A 24,098-nucleotide genomic window follows, 5' to 3' on the forward strand; every position below is an offset into this window, starting at 1 on the left:
GTTTAGATAATATGAATAAGAAAATAAAGCGATATGCACTGCCGCTATTAGGAGTAATCCTGGTAGCGGTGCTTGCAGCACTGTTTTGGCCTCGTCCTACGAGGGTGGCTCTCGTAAACTTTCCGCAGTTTATGTTGGCAAGGGCTATAAGTTCGTCGGATGCTAAGAATGTATCGGTTCGGAGTGAAGACAACTTTTCCAAATTGAAAAACTATGACTTTGTCTTGGCGTTTGGTATGGGTGCTCGTTGGAGCGAAGAGGAGCGTCAAGAGTTACTTCGTCTACAAGAGAAGGGTAGTGTAGGAGTACACGTATTGATGCCTACTAATCCAGACAATGATATATCTTCTTTGGAAGATGCCGATGCAGAGCTCATAGGCTCCTATTTTGGAAATGGAGGGGCTAAAAACTATAGATCGGGTTTTAACTATATTCGTCAGAATATTTTAGGTAAAAAACTTAGAGAGGGGAAGGTAGACAATCCTATAGTTTATTCAGGCAATATCTATTTTGGGAAGACAGACGAAGATATTTTTAATTCTTTCGAAGAATATCAAGAGTACTACAAAAACAATGGATATAAGCCTGGAGCTCCTAATGTAGCGGTACTCATCAGTTTTGCTTCTCCTATCAACTCTAATAGAGAGCATATTGATGAGATGGTTGCCTCTCTGGAGCAGTCGGGACTAAATGTCTATCCTTTTTCCTCGGGCACAAGCCGTCTGGAGCATTTGAAGAAGATAGATCCTTCTGTACTTCTTTATTTACCCCATGGAAAACTCATTGTAGGGCAAGATGGCTCTATGGAGCAGTGGCTTAAAGAGCGTAATATCCCCATTATTACTCCCATGACTATTGCCACACTCCGTAAGGCTTGGGAAGAGGATAAGCAGGGTATGCAGGGAGGATTCCTCTCGCAGAGCGTATCGGTCCCCGAGATAGATGGTGCAATAATTCCATTTGCTCTTATCGCTTTGGAAGAGGATGAGAAAACGGGTTTACAACTATTCCATACCATTCCCGGACGTATGGAAGTATTCACGAGTCTAATCAATCGTTACATAAACTTGCAGAAAAAGCCTAATAAAGACAAGCGTTTGGCGATATATTATTTCAAAGGTCCTGGACAGAATAGTCTTGTGGCACAGGGGATAGAGACGCTTCCCTCTCTGTATAATGTTATGAAACGACTGCGTCAAGAGGGATATACGGTAACAGGCTTACCTGATAGTGAAAAGGAGTTTGAGCGTATGATTATGGATCGTGGAGCTCTTTTCAATAGCTATGCAGAGGGTGCTTTGACCGATTTCATAAAGAAGGGGTATCCTCAATTTGTCTCTACCGACTCTCTTAATAGTTGGATGAAAGCTGTGCTTACACCTGCGCAAATAGAGTTACTTGCTCAGCACTATGGAGCTGCCCCAGGAAGATTTTACTCTATGGAAAAGGATGGAGTGGAGGGAATTGCCGTTACCGCCGTTCCTTTTGGTAATGTTGTCCTACTTCCTCAACCAGGGCAAGGTGTGGGTGCCAATGACTTTAGTGCTGTTCATGGCTCCAATCCTGTACCTCCCTATCCCTATGTAGCTTCTTACCTTTGGACTCAAAAAGGTTTTAAGGCCGATGCTATGATGCACTTTGGAACACATGGTAGCTTGGAGTTCATCAATGGTAAGCAAATAGCTCTCTCAAGCGAAGACTGGACTGATCGATTGGTGAATGACCTCCCCCATACCTACTACTATACGATAGCCAATATCGGTGAGGGAATGATTGCTAAGCGTCGTAGTTATGCTCAAACAGTATCGTATCTGGCTCCTCCTTTCATCGAGACTCGTATGCGTGGTACTGTGGGCGACTTATTGACTATGACCGATACTTATCTAGGTAACGAAAGTGATGATGATGCTCTTTCTCTACAAATAAAAGAGAAGGCTATCAAGATGGGTTATCACAGAGATCTTCGTTTAGACTCTATAAAGGATAAGCCTTGGACTCGGCTTGAAATAGAGCAACTCAGCAACTTTGCCGAAGAGTTGGCGGTGAGCAAAATCCCTGGTGGTATGTACGTTACAGGTGTCCCCTTTATGCCAGAGAAGATATTCTCTTCGGTAGTACACATTGCTACAGACCCTATTGCTTATTCGCTCGCCGCTTTGGATAGAGAGAGAGGACGCTATACGCAGAAGCAACAGGATAGTGAACGTCTTTTCTCTCGTCTCTACCGTGCTCCTGCCGAGCGTTTTGTACGTCAAGCTATCAATACAACTACTGTGAATGTAGATGTTGCTCTCCAAACTTTGGGAGTAACTAAAGAGGAGTTAGAGCGTGCTAATGTATTGCTTGAACAATTGGACAAGCAAGCGCAGATGAATAATATGATGCGCAGTATGATGAGTGGTGGTGGCGGAATGCTACGGGAATGGCTGCTATGATGCCTAGGACCTCTTCAAAGAAGGCTAAAAAGAGTGCTGGAGGAGGACATCCATCGTGGATTCCGAAGTCTTCTAAGTCTGATAAAGAGACTGCGAAATCCGATAATGCCGATGGTAAGACCGAAGCTACTCAAAAGGCAGATGCGGGAAAATCAATGACGCAAAAGGGACACCCTCAAAAGATGGACACAGAAAAGAAGGTTAATACAGGGGCTAAACCTGCTTCTATCGGAGGAGGACACCCTATGGGCATGGGTATGCCCCCTATGAGTGATAGAGATAGAGATTTTGCACTTGCAGTAGCTACTCTTAAACGCACTATTCTTTCAGTTAAACTATACCAGAAATATCTTACCACCAGCCCAGGTTTAGAGTTAGATGGTATTGTAAATGCTTTGAATGGAGGTTACACAGAGCCCTCGCCTGGTGGAGACTATATTGCTAATCCTGAAACTTTACCTACGGGACGTAACCTCTACTCAATCAATGCGGAAGAGACTCCCACGAAAGCTGCTTGGGATAAAGGACGTAAGTTGGCCGAAGATATGCTTGCTGACTATGCAGCTCGTCACAATGGAGAGTTACCTCAAAAAGTAAGTTTCACTTTATGGAGTAGTAGCTTTATTGAGAGTGAAGGGGCTACTATTGCCGAGATTATCTATTTGTTAGGCTGTGAGCCAGTAAGAGATCCTATGGGTAGAGTGCGAGATATTCGTCTCGTTCCCAGAGAAGAGTTGGGTCGTAAGCGTGTCGATGTAGTGGTGCAAACTTCTGGTCAGTTGAGAGATTTGGCAGCTTCTCGCCTCTATCTCATTCAAAAGGCTGTTGATTTGGCTGCCAAAGCAACCGATGAAAAGGATAATGAGGTGGCTAACGGAGCGATAGATGCAGAGCGTGTATTGCTAGATAGAGGACTTTCGCCCAATCAGGCTCGTAGTCTTTCAACTCAACGAGTTTTTGGTGGAGTGAATGGAAACTACGGAACTGGCATCCAAGGTATGGTAGAGAGTGGCGACAAGTGGGAGAAAGAATCGGAAGTTGCCAATGTATATCTTAACAACATGGGAGCTATCTATGGTATGGAGGGTAATTGGGGCGACTTCCAAGAAGGTTTGTTCGAGGCTGCTCTTCAGAATGTAGATGCGGTAGTACAACCCAGACAAAGCAATAGTTGGGGTGCATTGAGTCTCGACCACGTGTATGAGTTTATGGGAGGTTTGACCCTTGCAGTGCGTCATGTTACAGGTAAAGATCCAGAGGGATATTTCAATGACTTGCGCAATCACCATCGTACTCGAGTACAGGAGATTAAGCAGGCTGTAGGAGTAGAGGCACGTACCACGATCTTAAATCCTACTTACATCAAAGAGGTTACCAAGGGTGGTCAAGGTGCTGCCAATGCATTGGCAGAAACTATCCGCAATACTTATGGATGGAATGTGATGAAGCCTGCTCTCATCGACAAGGAGCTTTGGGATGATATATACGATACGTATATAAAAGATGAACAAAATCTTGGCATCCGTGAGTTCTTTGAAGAGAATAACCCTGCTGCTCTGCAAGAGATGACTGCTGTGATGCTCGAAACTGCTCGTAAGGGTCTTTGGGCTGCTTCGCCAGAACAACTTGCCGAGTTGGCTAAGATGCATGCCGAGGTGATGGCAGAGCATGGGGCTGGATGTAGTGGTTTTGTGTGCGATAATGCTTCGTTGAGAAACTTTATCCAGAATAAGTTGCCACAAGAACAACAACAGCAGTATAGCTCTTCTATCAAGAAGGTGAGAGAAGTCTCTGCTACTGATAAGAGCAAAGGACAGGTGCTTAAGAAAGAGGAGCAAGAGGCACAAACGCCTACCGAGCGTAAGCCTGCGCAACTCTTCTTGCCGATAGCTTTCGGGGTACTTGTACTGCTATTAATTGTATTTGTCATCTATCGTCGTCAGAGAGCTAAGCGACAATGAGCGAATTGCTTATAGTAATAGCCCTCCTCGGATCTGTTAAATGGATCATGGAGGAGGGCTTGCACTCCTCCTTTTTGGTAAGGGGGGGGCACTCGGTGTTTTATCTACTATTCATTATGTGGACGCACTTCGTTGCAATGGATAGTAGCCTTACCACGCTTCAGGAGCAACTTTATACACCCGATATGCTGAGGGATATTTCGCTCTTTGTTATGGTAGACTTGCTCTATGTAGTCTACCTCTGTACGAGAGGTAAAACCCCTTCGATCAAGTGGTATAAGCGTTTGAGTGCTATGCTTCCCTCACTTCTCTTCTTCCCCGTGCTATTCTACATAAGACTAAAGCTCTTTTATGTTCTCCCTGGTTATTCTTTTTTAGGAGTAACTCTAGCTCTGACGGCTTTAGTTGTTCTCATTACTCTTTTTGCCCCTCTCATTGGGCGCTTCATAATGCTCTCTGTCGATACGAGTAAGGAGCTAAGCATACTACTCTCTTTGGCTCTCTTCTTCATTGTCGTTGCGGCAGGGGCTATGCACCCCGATTCAAGAGTGCAAGGTACAGGAGCCGATGTAGATTGGCTACAAGTGGGACTTCTTTTACTAACTGTATTTCTCTTTGCCTTCATTGGGTACGTAGGAAGACGACTACTCTCTGTGATAAAAGGGAAACTTAAATCATAACTATTATTTGTAATGAATTACATTTCAAACGCCATGTTTTGGGTATCCAATGGTTTGTTGGTACCCGTTGTTATCGGACTATTGTTCCTTTTTGTCCGTTCCCTGCTTATGTTAGGTACACTTTTTAGTAAGTGGCAAGGTTATCGCAATCGGAATAACACGCTTGGAAAGTTGATTAGAAACGAAGAAAAAATCAATTTAGATGCTGTTAAAGAGACTGCTCTTCTGCACAAAAATAGCATCTTTGAGTCTACACTTATAAGTCTTTTGGGGAGCGACCGCACACGTAGAGAACTCCTCATCGGTGAATATGAACTCCGCATGGAGGGTTCTTTGGGCAGTGCCAAGATATTGAGTAAGTTTGGTCCTATATTGGGACTTATGGGTACTCTCATCCTATGGGGCCTGCTTTGGTAGGGTTGTCTGCGGGCGATATAGAGAGCATGGCGTACAACATGCAGGTTGCCTTTGCTACCACGGTAATCGGTATGTTTACTTCGGCAGTGGGTTATATTTCTCTTCACGTGTTGCGCAATTACCACCACAGAGACCTTATTTGGTTGGACTATATTAACGAATCTATCGATAAGCAATGAGTCGCAGGCGTTTTAGTGAAGAGGAGCCAGACCCATCTTCTCTCGTATCGAATCTTTTCGATATAGCTATGGTTTTTGCTTTGGCCCTGATGGTTGCCTTGGTGACCAAGTTCAATATGACTGAGGTTTTTAGCAAGGAAGACTATACCATAGTGAAAAATCCGGGTAAGGATAATATGGAGCTACTCATCAAAAAGGGGGATAAGATAGAAAAGTTTACTCCCAGCAATGAGACAGACAATAGCTCTGGGAGCAAAGGGAAGCGAGTTGGTACTGCCTATCAGTTAGAAAATGGAGAGATTGTCTATATCCCCGAAGATGCAGAGTAAGTACTACGCAATAGTACCTATAAAACTACTTGTTAAGTTTTTGTAAGAGTAAGGACTGAGCCTATGTTAGGGTCAGTCCTTTTTTATTGAAGGATTTCAAGAGAGTTCTTGTAATGGTTGTTACAAAGTAGTGGTGGGGATATGAGGTATGTTGGATAGTTTTGCTTGAGAATTTATGGCTTCCCTGAATTTGGTGTAGCTTACAATTGCACAATGACTTATTACCTTCTTCGCTTCCTATTAATAGGATGTCCTGTGTATTATTCAAGTTTGTAATCTGGAATTAAGTGTTTAAGATCTTCTATATCAACAATTTTAATCTGTTTGGAGATTTTGAAAGGATCTATTGAAGCGTTTGTCCCAATCTTTCTCTGCTTAGAATTGTAGTTTGTTACTAAAAAGTCATTCGTGAGAGTATAGCTACGCATTTCATTTTCTCCCTCTGAGAACTTAAACCTCCACTCACTTCTTGAATAATTCAAAGCATAACTCCCGTCTTCAAGTCTTTTGTACTTATAGATAATTGTCATCTTATTGTCCACAAGACGACACTCCTCGGGTAGTTTGATGAAATTATCCTTGGGGTATAAGTTTCTATCTACTCTCAGTATCGCATGGTCGGAAGCGTTTATATGTACAACTCCCTCCTCGACAACTACTCCCTTAATACTGTTCGTATAAGCAAATATATAGACATCAGAAGACTCGTCTTCATTTACTTTTTTATCCTTAAACCCCCATTTTATACTCTCGTTACTATTCTGAACAATAAAATGAAAGTAGGGATATAAAATGAGGTTGGAGTTGAGAGTTAGGAAGATTTTATTGGCGTTGTGGGTTCTGTTTATGGTTGCATAGGTTTCTCCGATTGCGACCTTGGGTACATTGCTAAACTTTTTGGTGTTTTTACATGAGACAGCACACTCTCCTAAAAAGACGTATTTGCCATTTTCAAGCAATTGTTTCCTATACACTCCGTCAAAAGTTGGGTATCTGGCAGGGAAGTTTTCTGCTATTCTATCATAGACAATAGGTATATACTTTTTGAAGTCGAACCTTCTTACAACAACTTCGTCCAGCGCAATAGTTTTGGGAGACATTTGTACGACGCTGTTGCTGTTAAAATCGGATAGGGTCAAAAACCTCTCTTGATACCCCACCATGGAGATCCGAATTGTATCAGAATAGTTTACATCACTAATTTTGAAGTCTCCATTCACATTGCTAATGGACCCTGTGTTATTAGCTTTATTAAAAACAGTACAGTAGGAGAGAGGCTCTTGTGTTTCTTTGTCAATGACCTTACCCGATAGTTCTGTTCTTTCTTGAGCTATTAGCCCCGAGAATGTGAACAAAGTAGTACATACCCCAAGAAATATTTTTTTGACAATCATAGTTTTCATTTACTTCCGTATGTTGAAAGTTGATAGTTGCTTGTGTTAGGCGTGCTTTTGTTTGTCTCATAACAAAGATAGTTTTTTCTCTTTCCTCTAATTCGCTTCTTTTCAGTGCTTATAGCTTCTTTTAGTTTATATGGAAGGTATTTGTCAAAAGGTTCTATGGTTTTTGACGAAAGGTAGCATGGTATTGGGCAAAACCATTAATGCTTTTTGCCGAAAAGTATATACCTTTGTGCCGAGCTTGTATAGTGTGATTTTTTAGACTATACAAGCTCTTTTATACACAGATGTAAAGAAGTCATTTATGATAAAGATTACACTCCCCGATGGCTCGGTGAAAGAATATGCACAAGGTATTACTCCCTATCAAATTGCAGAGGGGATTAGTACTCGTTTGGCAGAAGATGTTTTAGCCGCAGAAGTAAATGATAAAATAGTCGACTTAGACACTCCTATACAAGCAGATGCCTCTCTGAAACTTCTCAAGTGGGAAGACGAGGGCGGTAAGCACGCCTATTGGCACACTTCTGCACACTTAATGGCAGAAGCTATCCAGCAACTCTATCCTCAGACTCAGTTTGGTATAGGTCCTGCTATAGAGAACGGATTTTACTACGACATAGATACAGGCGATGCCGTTATAAAGGAAACAGACCTTGCCAAGATAGAAAATCTTATGTTGGAGCTTGCTCGTGAAAAGCAGGTGCTAACACGTTGCTCAATAACCAAGAGCGATGCACTCAAACGCTTTGCTGAAGATGGGCAGACCTACAAGATAGAGTTGATTAACGACCTCGAAGATGGTACCATAACGACCTACTCACAGGGTACTTTTACAGATTTGTGCCGTGGTCCTCACCTTCGTCATACAGGGTATATCAAGGCGGTAAAGCTCCTTAGCATTGCTGGGGCTTACTGGAGAGGTGATGAGAAGCGTAAACAGCTAACACGTATCTATGGGATTACTTTCCCTAAGAAGAAGATGTTGGACGACTATTTGGCTGTATTGGAAGAGGCTAAAAAGCGAGACCACCGTAAGATTGGTAAGGAGTTGGAACTCTTTGCTTTCTCTCAAACGGTTGGTGTCGGTCTCCCTCTTTGGTTACCCCGAGGTACACGCTTGCGTTTGAAGTTGGAAGACTATCTCAAAAAAATTCAAAAGAACTTTGGATATGAGCAGGTTATGACCCCTCATATTGGTAATATAGAGCTTTACAAAACTTCGGGACACTATGCTAAGTATGGGGCAGATTCTTTTCGTCCTATTACCACTCCGCAGGAGGGAGAGGAGTTTATGTTGAAGCCTATGAATTGCCCCCACCACTGCGAGATATATCGTCTCAAACCTCATTCGTACAGAGATCTGCCCGTTCGTTTGGCGGAGTTTGGTACAGTGTATCGTTATGAGCAGAGTGGTGAGCTCCATGGATTGACTCGTGTGCGTGGCTTTACGCAAGATGATGCCCATATCTTCTGCACGCCCGACCAGGTAAAAGAGGAATTTCTCAAGGTGATGGATATTATTTTCATTATTTTCAAAGCTCTGAAATTTGAAAACTTTGAGGCGCAAATTTCTCTCCGAGATAAGGTAAATCGTGAGAAATACATTGGAAAGGATGAAAACTGGGAGCGTGCCGAGCAAGCTATCGTAGAGGCTTGTCAGGAAAAGGGCTTGCCCGCACGTATCGAGTATGGAGAGGCTGCTTTCTATGGACCTAAGCTCGACTTTATGGTAAAAGACGCTATTGGTCGCCGTTGGCAGTTGGGTACCATTCAGGTGGACTATAACTTGCCCGAGCGTTTTGAATTGGAATATACAGGAGAGGACAATGCTAAGCATCGCCCTGTGATGATTCACCGAGCTCCTTTCGGTTCTATGGAGCGTTTTGTTGCGGTGCTTATTGAGCATACGGCAGGGCGTTTCCCTCTATGGTTGGCACCCGACCAAGTAGTAGTGCTTCCTATTGGAGAGCGTTTCAATGAGTATGCTCACCAAGTACGTGCAGAATTGTCTCGTCATGATATCGCTACTATTGTGGACGATCGTAATGAGAAAATTGGTCGCAAGATTCGTGATAATGAGTTGAAACGCATTCCCTATTTGCTGATTGTAGGCGAGCAAGAAGCCGAAAATCAAACCGTTTCGGTAAGAAAACAGGGCGAAGGAGACCAAGGTTCCATAAAATTGACTACCTTTGCAGAGCAGATTTGTCAAGAAATCGATAGAGAGATGAACGCTTGGCAGGAAGAGTAGGCTTTTCATCCAATGAAAAGGGTTCTTTTTTGTCGTGCTTTTTCTTTTGAATTTGAGTGATAAGAAGAAAGATTGTAAACCAACAAGGAGCGATGAGCTCCGGCTCATTGCTTTAGTTAGTGTATAATAACGATAGAAACAACAAAGACCACCATCGCGTAAACGAGGAGATCACGGCTCGTGAAGTCCGTATCGTTGGTGATGATGTGCCACAGGGGATTTATTCCATCCAAGAGGCTTTGCGTATGGCAGAGCGTGCAGGATTAGACTTGGTAGAAATAGTATCGGATGCTAAGCCTCCTGTCTGTAAGGTAATTGATTACCAAAAATTTATCTATCAAAAGAAGAAGAAGCTCAAAGAGCAGAAGTCTAACGCTGTAAAGGTTGTTATTAAAGAGATTCGTTTTGGACCTCAGACCGATGATCATGACTATAACTTTAAGTTAAAACATGCTCGAAGTTTTATCGCTGACGGAGCTAAGGTAAAGGCTTACGTATTCTTCAAAGGGCGTTCCATTGTATTCAAAGAGCAGGGCGAGGTTTTATTACTCCGTTTTGCGACAGATTTGGAAGATGTTGCTACTGTCGAGAATATGCCTTCCTTGGAAGGTAAACGTATGTTTATGATGTTGGCTCCCAAAAAATCTACATCGAGTGCCAAGTCTTCCGAAAAGAAGAGTAAATCTGCTCCCACTAAGGAAGAGTCTGAAACTATCGAGGAATAACTTCTCTTGCGAATAAGATTGAATTATAATAAGAAGAGACTTGCATGGTTGGAAGATTGCAGTAGATGATGCAATAGAAAATCTTTTCCTGCAAGGCATAGGCTTGCCTCACGGAAAATAAGTGTCTCTCATAATAATGTTTCACATACTAATTATTTAAAGAAAATGCCTAAGCAAAAAACAGTGTCAGGAGCTAAGAAACGCTTCTCGATTACAGGATCTGGAAAGATTAAACGTAAGCATGCTTTCAAAAGTCATATCTTGACTAAGAAGAGCAAAAAGCGTAAGCGTAACCTTACTTATAGTGGTTTGGTACACCGTGCCGATGTTGGTGCTGTAAAAGAGATGCTTGTGTTATAAAAATAAGCAACCTTTAATATCTTGACCAATAAGTATTATTTTAAGAGTTTATAATTCAAAGTTTCATCGAGAGGCAAGCTGTAAAAGTGCGTTCGGAACTTGTTTCGAAGCCGCTGCCAATCAAAAGACAAAAACAATATGCCAAGATCAGTAAATCATGTAGCATCAAGAGCTAAGAGAAAAAGAATACTTAAGCTCACTCGCGGATACATCGGAGCTCGTAAAAATGTATGGACTGTTGCCAAAAATACTTGGGAAAAGGGTCTTACCTACGCCTTCCGTGATCGTCGTAACAAAAAGCGTAACAATCGTGCTCTTTGGATTCAACGTATCAATGCTGGTGCACGTTTAGAGGGAATGTCTTACTCTAAACTTATGGGAGCTCTCCATGCCAATGGTATCGAGATTAACCGTAAAGTGCTTGCAGACCTTGCAATGAACAATCCAGCTGCTTTCAAAGCCATCGTTGATAAAGTACGCTAAGCCTTTTTATTGAACTCTTTTTGAGTGCAATATCAAATATCGAAATCATTTTACCCACCTAAGTACTTTGCAGTACGAGGGTGGGTAAAATCTTCTTTAGAGCTTCCTGCTTTGTTTTTTATTCTCTTTTTGAGATGCTTTCTCCATCTCTTATTTAAGAAAGGTTTTTTTCTTTGATATGCTGTGTGTAAGGAGATGTATCTCTCTCTTCGAGACAGGCGTGTACTACCCACTTGCCACGTTACTATTGATATGCAGGTTGGGGGTAGCTACCTCTATTGTGGTCTTTACCTTCGTATTGACTCTTTCTAAGGCACTGTTGCTCGTTTCGGAAGAGTAGTTGTATGCTCTTCCCTCTCATCTTTCACAACTATTGCGCTTACATTATTCTATCAAATCTCGAAAAATTCCATTGGAACAGAATTTATGAAGCCTGTGCAACGCTCTTTTTTCTCGTGTGCAATAGGATTTGTTGTAAGTAGTAAAAGAAAAACCCCTCTTTTCTCTAATAAGAAAAGAGGGGTTTTACTAGTATTAGTCAATTACTTTAGGAGATAATCACCAAGCGAAGAGAGGATATTCCTTCATCATGTTGTTAACTTCAGAGCGAACTGCCGCAATTACAGCATCGTTCTCTGGGTCGCGAAGTACTCGGTCGATGAGTTCAACAACAATAGGCATCTTATCTTCCTTTACGCCACGAGTGGTGATAGCGGGTGTACCTACACGGAATCCAGATGTTTGGAAGGCAGATCTGCTGTCGAAGGGAACCATGTTTTTATTTACGGTAATATCAGCTGCGACGAGTGCTTTTTCGGCTACCTTACCTGTAAGGTCAGGATACTTGCTACGCAAGTCGATAAGCATACAGTGGTTGTCGGTACCTCCTGATATAATGTTGTAACCACAGTCTACAAAAGCCTTAGCAATAGTGGCTGCGTTGAGCTTTACTTGCTCTTGGTACACTTTGAAAGATGGGTCGAGAGCTTCACCGAAAGCAACAGCTTTAGCAGCTATTACATGCTCCAATGGACCACCTTGAACACCTGGGAATACAGCAGAGTCTAATAGTTGAGACATCATCTTAACCACACCCTTAGGTGTTTTCTTACCCCAAGGATTTTCAAAGTCTTTACCCATCAAGATGATACCTCCGCGAGGTCCACGAAGTGTTTTGTGGGTTGTAGAGGTTACGATGTGTGCATATTGAACAGGGTTTTTGAGAAGACCTGCCGCAATAAGTCCTGCAGGGTGAGCCATATCTACAAGGAAGATAGCACCAATAGAGTCGGCTATTTTGCGGATACGTTCGTAATCCCACTCACGAGAATAGGCAGACCCCCCAGCGATGATGAGCTTGGGTTTGTGTTGTTGTGCCAACTGTTCCATCTCATCATAATCTACCATACCTGTTTCTTGACGAAGGTTGTAACCTACAGGCTTGTAGATAAGACCGGAGCTATTAACGGGAGAGCCATGAGAGAGGTGACCTCCATGATCCAAGTTCAGTCCCATAAAGGTATCGCCCGGCTCTAAGCATGCGAGCAATACAGCCATATTGGCTTGAGCTCCAGAGTGAGGTTGTACGTTAGCCCACTCTGCACCATAAAGTTCTTTGATACGGTCAATGGCAATTTGTTCACTCTTGTCTACCACTTCGCAACCTCCGTAGTAGCGTTTTCCGGGATAGCCTTCTGCATATTTGTTGGTCATATAGCTTCCCATAGCCTCCATTACTTGTTGGCTTACAAAGTTTTCAGAAGCAATTAATTCGATACCCTTTAGCTGACGCTGATGTTCCTCTTCAATGAGATTGAAGATTACATTGTCTCTGTTCATAAATATATCTATTATTATACTCTTGTATTACAGGCGCAAAGGTACAGATTATTGCTACAATAGAGAAACAAAAGTCCACTCTTTTAGAGATGGTTGTACGGTTTTGCTTCCAAAAATTCTTCCTTTCATCATGCCGAAACCAGTTTACTATTCTTTGAGCTTATACTCTTTAGGGGTAAGTATTGAAAAAGCATAGAAAAAAGCCCTCTTGCCAATCGAATAGCAAGGGGCTTTCTTATAAAAACTCTCTTCAAAAGATAGAAGAGAAGTGGTATTTAGGTGAAATTACTTAGCAGGTTCTAATTCTACAGTAAAATGACGCATTACAGGAAGTTCCTTAGTAATTACGTATCCACGGTTGATTTGCTCACGACGGTCATATACATTCTTCACAGCAGCTGCAATAACATCCATGTGATTATTGGTATAAGTACGACGTGGGATAGCTAAGCGGAGGAGTTCGAGGCGAGGGTAACGATTTTCACGAGTGATAGGATCTCGGTCTGCAAGGATAGAACCGATTTCTACCCCACGTATACCAGCTTCGAGGTAAAGTTCGATACCCAGTGTTTGAGCGATGAACTCTTCTTTAGGTACATTGGTAAGGATTTTTTTAGCATCGAGAAAGATAGCGTGACCTCCTGCGGGGCGTTGGTAGGGGATGCCATACTCATCGAGTTTACGCCCTAAATAAGCCACTTGTTCGATACGAGTTTCGAGGGTGTCGAATTCCGTTCCTTCATCCAATCCTTGTGCTAAAGCGTTCATTTCACGTCCAGAGAGTCCTCCGTAGGTGATAAATCCTTCATACATCACACAGAACATTTGGCAACGACGCCATAGCTCTTGGTCGCGCATAGCCAAGAAACCACCCATGTTTACGATAGCATCTTTCTTGCTGGACATAGTCATAATGTCTCCATAAGAGAGCATTTCGCGAACGATTTCTTTGATGCTTTTATCTGCATAACCCTCTTCTCTTGTTTTGATGAAGTAAGCATTCTCTGCAAAACGAGCTCCATCGATTTGAAGGGTGATGCCATATTTACGGCACAATTCGGCTGTTCCCTTGATGTTTTTCATAGAAACAGGTTGACCTCCTGCCGTGTTGTTAGTCAAGGTAAGTACGCAACAAGGAATTTTTTCTTTGGGATATTCTTTGAAGACTTTTTCTAACTTTTCGAGGTCCATTTCTCCCTTGAAAGGAATTTCCAACTGGGTGTCGGCTGCCGCATCGATGGTACAGTCAATAGCTAAGGCACGGCGGTACTCGATATGTCCTTTAGTGGTGTCGAAGTGAGAGTTGCCGGGTACTACATCTCCCTCTTTAACGATGGTAGAGTAGAGCACATTCTCTGCCGCACGACCTTGGTGAGTGGGCAAGAAGTATTCAAAACCTAAGATGTTTTGGATAGCATCTTTCATCTTGTAGTAAGAAGAGGCTCCAGCGTAGCTTTCATCACCGAGCATCATAGCAGACCATTGCTTGTCGCTCATAGCGCCAGTACCAGAGTCGGTCAGTAGGTCGATGAATACGTGTTCGCTGTGTAGGTTGAAAAGGTTGTACTTAGCCTCTCTAATCCAAGCCTCACGTTCTTGGCGAGTACTTTTCTTGATGTGTTCTACCATTTTTATACGGTAGGATTCTGAAAAAGGTAGTTCCATAGCTTTACTTTTATGTTGCTTTATTATTGATGATTGTATTTTGTAACAAAGTGCTACAAATATACGAACTATTTGCCGTGCAATCGCTTTTTTAGCAGAAGGCTATTGGAAACCACAGAAAGAGAACTAAAAGCCATAGCAGCTCCCGATAAGGCTGGGGTAATAAAGATGCCCCAAATCGGGAAGAGGACCCCTGCGGCAATAGGAATAGCTAAAGCATTGTATATAAGAGCCCAAAAGAAATTGAGGCGAATGGTTTTAAGTCCCTGTTCCATCATTTGGATTGTTTTGGGAAAGAGGCGTAAATCATGCTTGAGAAAGGTGAGGTCTGCCACCGATATAGCTATATCGCTACCCGAAGCGAAAGAGGCACTAACATGAGCGTAAGAGAGAGCCTCGCTGTCGTTTATACCATCACCAATCATGGCTACTTTCTCTCCTCTATCAATGGCAGATTGTACAATAGAGAGTTTTTCGCTCGGTAGAAGTCCTGCATGATACTCTTGTATGCCAGATACAGAGGCAGCATATTGGGCAGATAGCTCGTTGTCTCCTGTTAGTAGCACTACCTTTAGTCCCATTTTTTGCATATCGGTAATGGCTTCTCTGCTCTCTTCGGTTACTCGATCTTCAATAGTTAGATGCACAATGAGACTATCTTCACATGTCATATAAACATCTGTTCCAGAAGATGTAGAGAGTGTAGTGCCGACAAAAGAGGCGTTGCCTATGCGGTATTTCTTTCCCTCTAACTCAGCTTCTATCCCCTTTCCTACTACCGTGTTGATAGAGGTAAAACTATGTTCCTCTTTATGAGTATCTGCCAGAAACCTACATATAGCATCTGCTAAGGGGTGGGTGCTCTCTCGCTCGAGCGTGTACAATACCGATTGGTAGAAGGGTTGCTCTTCTGTAGAGATGTGCCACTTTTCACTGACAACCTCGGGCATTCCCGCTGTGATGGTTCCCGTTTTATCAAGGAAGACGGTAGTAATATGGGGCAATAGCTCCATAGTGGCAGCTTTGCGGATGAGTATGTGTCGCTTGGCAGTCTCGCCAATGAGAACTGTTAAAGCTGTGGGAGTGGCTAAACCCAATGCACAGGGGCAGGAAATAACTAATACAGAAACGGCACATCGGATAGCAAAGGAGACAGCATCCGCATCGCCATCTCCTCCGAAAAAGTACCATAGTAGGAAAGTAAGAAGAGATAGTAAGCCCACAACAGGGACAAAAATAGAGGCAATCTTGTCAGCTATTCTGCGGATAGGAGGCTTCTCTGTTTCTGCTTTTCGTATGGTCTCTATGATATTACCCAATACTGTCTCGCTACCAACACTTTGAGCTTCCATGGTAAAAGCCCCTGTACCATTGATAGTACCTGCATATACTATACTTCCAATTTCTTTCTCCACGGGAATGGGTTCACCACTGATTAATTTTTCGTCTACTGTGGAGCTCCCTTTCGTTACGACTCCATCTACGGGTATGGTTTCACCTGCTCTTACTCTTACTTTATCGCCCACCTTGATGAGTTCTACAGGTAGTTCTGTGGCAACCCCATCTCGCATTACCATGGCCCACTTGGGTGTGCGGTTAAGAATGGAAGCTATGGCATCGCCCGTTTTTACAGTGGCTTTCTGTTCGAGCCATTTGCCTAATAGTACAAAGGCAGGTATCATCACTGTCGCATCGAAATAGAGGTGTGCATCTTGGCAGGTAAGAGAGAATGCCACAGAGCAATGTTACCTGCAATAAAAGATACGGTAGTACTCAGAGAGACGAGTGTATCCATCGAGAATATCCCATGCCGTAATTGTTTCAGTGCTGCGATGTGAAAGCGAGAGGCGAATATAAAAAAAACGGCAGTTGCAGGAAGCAACATGCCTATTCGGTGGAGTGTTTCAGACCAATGCCACCACATCATAACCATCATTACGATAGTGGATATGCCAGCTCCGATAGTATCCAAACGCATACGTTTAAGCTCTTTTTCTTGAGCTTTACGCCTACGTTCATTAAGTTCTTGTCCTGTGTCTGCCGTGATGAGTTCGAAGCCGATATCTTTTACTCTCTGAGCAATTTCTTCTATTCCGATAAGTTCGTCTTTATAGTCTACATGTAACATTCGTTCGTTGTAGAGGACATTGGCTTCTTCTATGCCAGCCACTTTATCTAAAGCCTGCTCTATTTTTTGTGCACAGGCGGTACAGTGCATCCCGATAACGGGGAAGGAACGCCTTGTAAGTTTCATTTCCCTATTCGTTTTAGTATGGCTTGATACATTTTTTTATAGGTAGGTACTTCTATATGGTACTCCTCTGCTTTTCGTACCACATAACCCACCAAACTGTCGATTTCGGATTGATGTTCGGCAAGTATGTCGGAGTGCATAGAAGTGGTAGCTTCTCTGGGCATTTTTAGTACCATATTGTATGCTTTTTCTTCGAGCATAGAGTCTTTTTCCCACCCTGCCACTCGGTAAAGAGAGGCTATTTCCTGGAGTAGGGATCTAAACTCCTTATCATACTCTTCCTGTACTTTACCGATAGGAGCATCGAAATAGGTTGTTGCCACGGCAGAGGGGGAGAGCATCAAGTATTTCTCGCGCAGAGATTGTGCCATCTCTTGGTACAAACGGCACTTGATGCCCGATGCTTTGAGTAGTGTGTAGAGCCATTCGGCGCGCTCTATAGCTATCAAATCTATTGAGTGAGTCAGTGTGCTGTCAAGTCCGAATTTTAGTAAGTTTTCATCCGAACGCACCGAAATAGTGCCACAAGAACGCCTACCCGTTATATGACAAACAGCAGGGAGGATAAGATTGTTGGGTAAAGCCTCCTGTATAAGAGGGGGTACATCTAATCCATTGTGCATCGGTATAACGATGGTAGCGGGTGTTAGTATAGGTGCTAACTGCTCTAAGTTTTCTAAAGCATTGTAGCTTTTCGTTGCTAAAAAGAGATAGTCTGCTTTAGGCAAAAGAGTGCTATCGGCTGTGGCAAGAGTAGGATGAGCATACAAATCTATCGAAGGAGATAGAAGGTGTAACCCATACTGCTTGACGCTTTCCAAATGTTCTCCCTCTCTCATAAAGAAGAAAACATTTACCGACTGTAAATTTTGAGCATAAGCTGCCAGCATACCTCCATAGTAGCCTCCAATGGCTCCGATGCCCGATATAATTATGTTACAAGCCATATTTTCCCTTTCGTTATCACTGTTCTTTACTATTGTCTGTAGTCTCCTCTTTCCAAGAGCGATAGCTCCTTTGAATTGCTTCTGTACCATCCTCTTCGGAGATGTGTAAAAGATGCATTTCCTTAACGATGGAGGGTACGATATCTTTGAAAAAGATGTTTCTTCGGAGAGCAAGAACACGCTCTAAAGCTCCTTCGCAAACAAAGAAACCTACTCCCAACTGAGAGGCTATAAGCCCCCCAGCGATGAGCTGTTCGTAGGCTTTTACCACTGTATTGGGGTTTACCTCAAGGTTGGCTGCCATCTCTCGAACAGAGGGGATTTTTTCTCCGGGTTTGTATCTCCCTACTAAAATAGCATCTCGTATCTGATCTGCAATCTGTAGGAATATAGATTGTGGATGTATAGGGTTCATTTGATTTGTTTGCGTTTAAGGATATGGTAGCCGAGAAATAGGAAGAGGATAGAGAGGAATAGGTTGAATAGCAAGAAGAGCAGTAGAGCCGTCTCTGATGAAAATACTTCGGAAGTAGTGAAAATGATAGGAGACATAGAGGGAACTATAATCAAGAAGAGGGTCGCTACCAAGATGCCCGTTATAGCTTTAGAGAAGAAGATTTGAGACACCATATAGGTCGAAAAGGAGAGCAGAAGGTAAGAGATAATGTAAAAGACCCCTCCCCAAAATCGAGGTATTTTCCCGCTATTAACACTAATGTTAGCAAAGAAACGCCCCCAATCTGCGAATTGATTTTCTAAACAACCCGGTGCTAAAAGAGCTAGAGTGGTAGAGGAGAAGAGCCCTATAAAAAGGGCTAACACAATGTAGAATAGTGCAATGATAAAAAAGGTAGCATATTTCTCTCCTACACTGGAAGGAATGAGGGTATAGGGTTCTGTTTGAGATTTGTGTACTGTCTTATTAAGCCAAACAAGATAGGTAATAAAGAGGCCTCCGAGAGATGCGAAAGTATTACTTATCAATAAAGGATCGTAGCGCAATCCCTCTGCCCATTCACTATAATCTTTACCAAATATAAGAGGTAAGAGGCGCACTCCCCATAGTACAAGTAATAGCACCAAAGAGGCTTTGAGTAAAGACCGGTGTTGCAACGTCCACTCTCTCTTGAGCAGAAGACCGATACGTTGGATTGAGTGGGTAGAATATTGTGGGTTCATAGGTATATTTTGTTAAGAGGTATGAGTCTATTGTTTATTCTGTTTGTTAAGGAGGGAGAGCATCTTTTCCTGCTCGGCAACCATGCCGTTAAAGAAAAGTTCCATAGAGAAATTGTCGGTTTCTTGTGGAGTTTCGTTTTCAAAAATACCGATACTACCCATTAGAGATTTCTCTTGGTAGATAAGTTTGTCAGGATTTCCCTCCATAACAGGTTGAAACGAGAAGTATTTACACAAATTGTAAATGGTCTCATTGCAGACTACTTTGTTGTTGTCTAAGAGTACCAATCGGTCAATAAGTTGCTCTAAATCTCTTACTTGATGCGTGCTTATGATAATAGTCTGTTCTTCTGTGGTGTATTGAGCTATCAACCGGCGAAAGGCAGATTTAGACGGAATATCCAAGCCGTTTGTAGGTTCGTCCAAGAGAAGTACGGGAGTTCGTAGCGAGAGAGCCAAAGCTATAACTGCCTTTTTCTTCTGTCCCTGCGATACCTTACCCAAGTTCATCTTCCAGTTAAGGTCGAACTCTCGTATAAGTTTTTCGGCTATTTCAGTAGAGTAATTGGGATAGAAAGGGGTGATTATATTGAAGTACTCCTTAATCGTAATCGAGGGGCATACAACCTCTTCGGGAAGAAGGAATATCTGACTCAGAAATGCCACCTCTCTCTCGGACGGATTCTTGCCGTCTACGGAGATTTTGCCCCAACCACAGAGGAGTTGCCCCGTGATGAGTTTGAGTAGCGTGCTTTTGCCCTCTCCATTGCGACCTAAGAGACCAACGATAGTTCCCTTGGGGAGCTCAAGGTTTAGATGTTCGAAGAGATTTTTCGACCGCTTGTAGCAAAAAGCCATGTTTTCTATTTGTATCATCATGATCTTATATCTACTATTAGGGTTTGTTTTGCTGTTTTATTGTAATAGTACAGCGCAAAGATACAATAATAATTGTAGCAAACAAATCTTTTCTCTTTGCTCTTAGAATAAAATTGGGCATCTTTAGGTTCGTTTCTATTTGCGAATAAAGATTATTACACAGAGCTGTACACTTTCTTTAAGTATTGACTTTTCTCTTATGGGATTTTATTTGCCTTACTCTCTTGTAGGGTAGAAGTTACTCGCACTATACCTTTGACCAAAAAGCATTAACCCTTTTGCCTGCAACCCTCTGTGTAAACAGTTACAACCATTATACCTATTAAAGCTATATGTATAGAACTTTCAACAAGCAGTATGGAATGCTCTATTTATACAAAAGAAGAGGAAGCCGAAGTTTTCCCTCGACTCCCTCTCTCTGAGGTTAATGAAGATGCTTGAGATGCCTCTTCCTATGGTTAGAAAATAGTTTTAACGACCTTGAAGTCTGCCGAAGCTCTGTCTTGACACACAATGATGAAACTTCCCTCTAAATTGTCTGTAAGGCGGGTTTCGTGAGAGTCTATCTCATAAGATTTTACGAGGGAACCATCGGTAGTGTAGATGCTTACGACAGCTTTTTCGTAAGGAGAGTGCAAGTGAACCCGACCAGCCGACTTCCATACCACTAAAGTGGCAGTATTATAGATATCGAGTAGGGCTGTGTTACACCCGCTTCCATCACCTTTTATAGCAGGCTTCCAATTCCTTTCTTCGGCAATAGTCGTTTTACTTCCCTTGGCTTCACTATCGTTTTTATCACCATTATAAAGATTGATTTTTGCAGATGGAGCGTTGAGTAGGTAGTTGCTTGTAAATAGCGTTGAGTTCGCAGGCGGTCATTCCATTCTCGACCACTCCTAACATATTGAGCTTAGGGTTCTTGGAAAGGTCTAACTTGTGAATGTTATTCTTGCGGATGTTGAATATCTCAAGTTGGGGGAGTTCAGCGGTTGAAATCTCGGTTAGTTTATTAGAACCCAAATCAAGGCTTCGGAGACTATCTGCCTTAACAAAATTGATGCTACTTAACTGGTTATTTGCCAGAGAAACAATTGCTAAAGAGTCTGGGGTAGAGGGGAATTTTACTTCAGATAGTTGGTTGTTTTTCGCCTGTAGTAAGTAGAGCTTCGAATTCTTTGAAAGATCAAGAGATTTTAATTCGTTGCTATTCGTCCACAATTTATTAAGCTCTTTGAGGTGGGATACAGACAATTCCTTAAGCCCACAAGAACTTACACTCAATGTAGAGATGTTGAGGTTTTTAGAGAGGTCAATTTTTTTTAGCTCTGGGTTTTTTAATAGTGCAATATCCTTGAGATTTTTAGCTACTGAAATATCTAAAGATTTGAGGTTGTTTTGCATAGCGTATAGAGTCTCCAAGTTTGGAGAAACTATGTGTAGCCTTTCTATTTTATTTTCCGAGCAATCAATCTCGATAAGTTTGTTGAAATGAGTAAGGTCTAACTCTCTGATTTGATTTTTTGCACAAAGAAGTTCTTCTAATGGGGCATCTGTAGGGATATTGAGAGAGGTTAAAGAGCATTCATTTACAATAACGTGCTTTAGCTTATGACAATTGGAAAAATCAATGGAAGAGATTTTGCTCATTCGGGCACAGTCGAAATACTCAAGGTTAGGGCACTTGCTTATGTCTATTTTGTTGAGGAAATTGCCCGAACCAACAAAGCGTATCAACTTAGTACAGTTCGTAATATCAATTTCTTTTAATGTATTTGAGAAAAATTCTACATTAAGCAAATTGACAGATTGGGTAAGGTCAAGCTCGGACAGATAGTTAAACTCTGCTTGTAACACTTCTAACTGAGGAGCTTTTGTAACATCGAGTTTGGAAAGTTTATTTCCGATGCAGTTCAATTTGGTAATATCCCCTTTGATATGGAGTACTTTTCCTTTGAGTTCCGATTTGAGTTCGGTATAGTCTTTGCCAATTGTGTAGTCTACCCAATTCCCATCTCCCCAGTCTATGCTGACCTCTGTTCCTTCGTTTGCAGAGGCTACAGCAAAGGAAAGTTCACCTCCACTCTGTACAGTTTCAGCATCAATTACACTGCTACTCTCTTTTTTATCTTCCAGTACGATGCCACATGATTGTAGGATAGACATTTTGTAGGGGAGGTTGTCGTAATTGTAAATAGAGGCTACCAACTTGTATTTCCCCGATTCGTAACCCTCTATTTGTAAGGCTTCTGTGCTAAAAGAGTAGGTGTAATCATCATTGACACTTAAGGGAAGGCCTTCAAGAGGAGTAAGCATTTTGACTAACTTTTGAAATACGGGTGCGTCGGCATCGGGATAAGAGTCGTTCTCATCAAGAGAGGGCAGAGGTGTATTTTCTACGAGGTATAGGTTTAGATATAAATCATCTTTGGTAGACTGTTTAGAAATTTCTCCTGTTACCTTGAAGATGAATTTACCCGACTCGTCTTTTGTGATAGAAGGAGCCATTTTGGCAAAGGCTGGATTGTAAAAACTGCGTTGGAAAAGGAAGTCGAATACATCAGTAAATCGTCCAATTTTAAGAGATGGGGTATAGATAGAGAGGTCTTTTAACCTAAAATCGTTGTTGAGCATACCATAAGGTGTCATCAAATTACGATTGAGCATCACTCTGGGAATGCTATCTATGCGGAATAGTTTTGCCAGCTCCGAGGCTGTTGGAACCGAGGAACTAAAAAACTTAGAATTAGGAGAGCTTACATAGGATACGACTTCAAAGCGATTGGCTTGTTGTGTCGATTGGCACAGTTTCGCCATTGATAGGATAATAGTCTTATATTTTTCATAGGCTTCCTTATCCTTAGGATTGACAAATAGCTCGATATAATGGGTGGGCCTTCTGTAGGTCCCATTTATGTAGTAGCGCCTGAATATTTTGGCTCGCTCGCCCAAATCGACTTCAATATCGTTAATCTTATGAGGTTTGATTGTGATGAGGTGTGTTTGAGTATCTCGAGGAGTTTCGAAGGTGATGAACCCCTCTCCATCTTGCATTTCTTGACCAGGCATCAGTTGGAGGTCATTTTTGGTCTTGTACTTTACATTTTGCTTGTCGTTATCGAACCAATAGGCAAATTCGATTTTGTTTATCGTTTCCTCTGTATGATTGTCCATATAGAAAACGTAGAAAATAGGGTCAGGCTCACTTTGTCCCTCTTTGATAGGATAATAGCATTGACCATACAAATCATCAAAAACGACTTTGTCGTAGGGACCCACTTCTTTTTCCTTGATAGGTAGAATGTTGGCAAACTTTAGCCCCCGTATTTGGGTCGATTGGTAGGAGGTAACAAGACTCTCAGGGACATAGAGTTTAACACTTTTCATCAGAGCATAATCTACAAAATTGCCCCCTACTTTGGGAATAGTAGGCATGGGGAGCGTTATAGACTCGAGGGATGTACATTTGGAGAATGCCCCTCTTACAATACTTTTCAAACTCTTAGGAAGAGTAATATGCTTCAGAGTTGAGGTGTAGGAGAGAGCTGTGGTTAGCTCGTCTGCTTTGTAGTCGATGTAGTTATCCTCATCGTTGTAAGACTCAATAGAAGTCTCCGAAATATCAAGAGATACTATTGATCTGCAATACTCTTTGAGCCACAATAAATCTAATTGATTTATCTTGCCTGTCACGATAACTTCTGTAGCAGAACTATGGGTCTTAAATAAGTTTTTGCCACTTCCTGCTTCGGAAATGTTGATTTTTATTGGAGTGGCGGAAAGAGAAAACAACATTCCATTGACTATAGCCACTAAGAGGAGGTAAATACTTTTTCGCATAAACATATTTTTTAGAAGATAATATTGTTAGTTAATACTTGGTTGTTTCATGAGTAGGGGATGCTTTATTGTTACTGGAGGCAAGATTGTCTTTTGCTGCTATAACCTATGACTTAAAGCAATGGGTACAAATTTATTCATTAAATGGAAATATTCAATAGTGTTAATTGTATTCAATCTTTTTCTTCCTATTTTGTCGCTTTCTATTCGATTTTTCTTTGATATTTGAGTATAGGGATTGAAAATGTTGGATTATTTAGGAAAGGTTACAA

General features: G+C 42.0%; 19 protein-coding genes and 1 pseudogene. 9 read left to right on the plus strand and 11 right to left on the minus strand.

Going from position 1 to position 24,098, the window contains the following annotated elements; translation table 11 throughout:
* The first annotated feature begins 11 nt into the window (after positions 1-11).
* The 5 genes and pseudogenes from JCM15907_RS13995 (at position 12) to JCM15907_RS08135 (ending at position 6,001) form a co-directional block, all read left to right on the plus strand.
* On the plus strand, positions 12-2,435 hold the full coding sequence (locus tag JCM15907_RS13995) for a cobaltochelatase subunit CobN (protein ID WP_081773834.1): 2,424 nt from the start codon (positions 12-14) through the stop codon (positions 2,433-2,435).
* Positions 2,432-4,396, plus strand: a complete 1,965-nt coding sequence (locus JCM15907_RS14000) for a cobaltochelatase subunit CobN (RefSeq protein WP_036885641.1) — start codon at positions 2,432-2,434, stop codon at positions 4,394-4,396. The genes JCM15907_RS13995 and JCM15907_RS14000 overlap by 4 nt, the downstream gene beginning before the upstream one ends.
* Positions 4,393-5,076: an HmuT family protein gene (gene hmuT / locus JCM15907_RS08125; RefSeq protein ID WP_025843424.1), complete on the plus strand. Its 684-nt coding sequence runs from the start codon at positions 4,393-4,395 to the stop codon at positions 5,074-5,076. Before JCM15907_RS14000 ends, hmuT begins: the two co-directional genes overlap by 4 nt.
* 12 nt (positions 5,077-5,088) lie before the next feature.
* A pseudogene (locus tag JCM15907_RS11475) lies at positions 5,089-5,672 on the plus strand (MotA/TolQ/ExbB proton channel family protein).
* Positions 5,669-6,001, plus strand: coding sequence for a DUF2149 domain-containing protein (locus JCM15907_RS08135; protein ID WP_025843425.1), 333 nt, complete (start codon positions 5,669-5,671; stop codon positions 5,999-6,001). The pseudogene JCM15907_RS11475 and the gene JCM15907_RS08135 overlap by 4 nt, the downstream one beginning before the upstream one ends.
* Positions 6,002-6,261: 260 nt before the next feature.
* Here JCM15907_RS08135 and JCM15907_RS08140 read toward each other — a convergent pair whose 3' ends face one another.
* Complete coding sequence (locus JCM15907_RS08140) at positions 6,262-7,395, minus strand: carboxypeptidase-like regulatory domain-containing protein (protein WP_159099933.1); 1,134 nt, start codon at positions 7,393-7,395, stop codon at positions 6,262-6,264.
* A gap of 310 nt (positions 7,396-7,705) precedes the next feature.
* Between JCM15907_RS08140 and thrS the strand changes: the two genes are divergently transcribed.
* From thrS to rplT, 4 genes are all read left to right on the plus strand, one after another.
* Positions 7,706-9,655, plus strand: coding sequence for a threonine--tRNA ligase (gene thrS, locus JCM15907_RS08145; protein ID WP_025843427.1), 1,950 nt, complete (start codon positions 7,706-7,708; stop codon positions 9,653-9,655).
* A gap of 119 nt (positions 9,656-9,774) precedes the next feature.
* Entirely contained in the window at positions 9,775-10,380 is a 606-nt protein-coding gene (gene infC / locus JCM15907_RS08150) for a translation initiation factor IF-3 (protein WP_025843428.1), read from the plus strand.
* Between the two features lie 165 nt (positions 10,381-10,545).
* Positions 10,546-10,740: a 50S ribosomal protein L35 gene (rpmI, locus tag JCM15907_RS08155; protein WP_025843429.1), complete on the plus strand. Its 195-nt coding sequence runs from the start codon at positions 10,546-10,548 to the stop codon at positions 10,738-10,740.
* 138 nt (positions 10,741-10,878) lie between these two features.
* Complete coding sequence (gene rplT / locus JCM15907_RS08160) at positions 10,879-11,223, plus strand: 50S ribosomal protein L20 (protein ID WP_025843430.1); 345 nt, start codon at positions 10,879-10,881, stop codon at positions 11,221-11,223.
* Between the two features lie 558 nt (positions 11,224-11,781).
* Here the strand turns inward: rplT and glyA are convergent.
* The 10 genes from glyA to JCM15907_RS11485 all read right to left on the minus strand — a co-directional run bounded on the left by glyA (position 11,782) and on the right by JCM15907_RS11485 (position 23,826).
* Positions 11,782-13,062 carry a serine hydroxymethyltransferase gene (gene glyA / locus JCM15907_RS08165; RefSeq protein ID WP_025843431.1) on the minus strand — a complete coding sequence of 427 codons (1,281 nt, stop codon included), beginning with the start codon at positions 13,060-13,062 and terminating at the stop codon, positions 11,782-11,784.
* Between the two features lie 285 nt (positions 13,063-13,347).
* Positions 13,348-14,727: a tryptophanase TnaA gene (gene tnaA / locus JCM15907_RS08170; RefSeq protein WP_025843432.1), complete on the minus strand. Its 1,380-nt coding sequence runs from the start codon at positions 14,725-14,727 to the stop codon at positions 13,348-13,350.
* A 68-nt stretch (positions 14,728-14,795) separates the two neighbouring features.
* Positions 14,796-16,409 carry a heavy metal translocating P-type ATPase gene (locus tag JCM15907_RS11480; protein ID WP_051522450.1) on the minus strand — a complete coding sequence of 538 codons (1,614 nt, stop codon included), beginning with the start codon at positions 16,407-16,409 and terminating at the stop codon, positions 14,796-14,798.
* Positions 16,409-16,981 (minus strand): cation transporter, encoded by a 573-nt coding sequence (locus tag JCM15907_RS12460; protein ID WP_051522451.1) that lies wholly within the window; start codon positions 16,979-16,981, stop codon positions 16,409-16,411. The genes JCM15907_RS11480 and JCM15907_RS12460 overlap by 1 nt, the downstream gene beginning before the upstream one ends.
* Positions 16,978-17,928: a ketopantoate reductase family protein gene (locus JCM15907_RS08180; protein ID WP_025843433.1), complete on the minus strand. Its 951-nt coding sequence runs from the start codon at positions 17,926-17,928 to the stop codon at positions 16,978-16,980. The genes JCM15907_RS12460 and JCM15907_RS08180 overlap by 4 nt, the downstream gene beginning before the upstream one ends.
* A gap of 16 nt (positions 17,929-17,944) precedes the next feature.
* Positions 17,945-18,343 (minus strand): GntR family transcriptional regulator, encoded by a 399-nt coding sequence (locus tag JCM15907_RS08185; protein ID WP_025843434.1) that lies wholly within the window; start codon positions 18,341-18,343, stop codon positions 17,945-17,947.
* A complete protein-coding gene (locus JCM15907_RS08190) occupies positions 18,340-19,107 on the minus strand; it encodes a hypothetical protein (protein WP_025843435.1) in 768 nt (255 codons plus the stop codon). The genes JCM15907_RS08185 and JCM15907_RS08190 overlap by 4 nt, the downstream gene beginning before the upstream one ends.
* A 27-nt stretch (positions 19,108-19,134) precedes the next feature.
* Positions 19,135-19,983 carry an ABC transporter ATP-binding protein gene (locus JCM15907_RS08195; RefSeq protein ID WP_025843436.1) on the minus strand — a complete coding sequence of 283 codons (849 nt, stop codon included), beginning with the start codon at positions 19,981-19,983 and terminating at the stop codon, positions 19,135-19,137.
* Positions 19,984-20,444: 461 nt separating this feature from the next.
* Positions 20,445-20,654, minus strand: coding sequence for a hypothetical protein (locus JCM15907_RS12465; RefSeq protein WP_148297499.1), 210 nt, complete (start codon positions 20,652-20,654; stop codon positions 20,445-20,447).
* A 136-nt stretch (positions 20,655-20,790) separates the two neighbouring features.
* The gene (locus JCM15907_RS11485) at positions 20,791-23,826 is read right to left on the minus strand and encodes a leucine-rich repeat protein (protein ID WP_159099934.1); all 3,036 of its coding nucleotides are present in this window, start codon (positions 23,824-23,826) and stop codon (positions 20,791-20,793) included.
* Positions 23,827-24,098 lie beyond the last annotated feature (272 nt).

It is taken from the genome of Porphyromonas gingivicanis JCM 15907 (genome assembly GCF_000614585.1).
Lineage (GTDB): Bacteria > Bacteroidota > Bacteroidia > Bacteroidales > Porphyromonadaceae > Porphyromonas > Porphyromonas gingivicanis.